The organism is Photorhabdus africana (genome assembly GCF_035181445.1).
Taxonomy (GTDB): Bacteria; Pseudomonadota; Gammaproteobacteria; order Enterobacterales; family Enterobacteriaceae; genus Photorhabdus; species Photorhabdus laumondii.
The window spans coordinates 1-296 of the sequence record NZ_JAXBVE010000236.1; the positions used below are offsets into that span (position 1 = coordinate 1).

The window sequence follows — 296 nt, forward strand, 5'->3', positions numbered from 1 at the left end:
TCCATTACTCCGCAGTGAAAAAAGGCTCACCGATTCTGTGAGCCTTTTTTATTATTCATTTTAACTTTTATTTTTGAGAATTAATTACGCAAACTGCACCTTACCCACCGTGGTATCTGCCCACGCCGTTGTCATGACCATTTTCGCCTGACTCGCCAGATTGTCAATAAAACCATTATCTCCCGCGGTGGGCGCAAAACTGCTCATTGCCTGGATTAAGGTATCAACCGCATTATCCGACAGCGCAGTAAACTCTCGCTCTCCCGAGGCATTCTTATCCCCCATCCGCACCACCA

Annotated in this window: 1 protein-coding gene; it reads right to left on the bottom strand. The window is 46.6% G+C overall.

Annotated features, from left to right (window positions below):
- Positions 1-84: 84 nt before the first annotated feature.
- On the bottom strand, positions 85-296 hold a 212-nt coding region (locus SLS51_RS23560), incomplete at its 5' end, for a hypothetical protein (protein WP_323840887.1).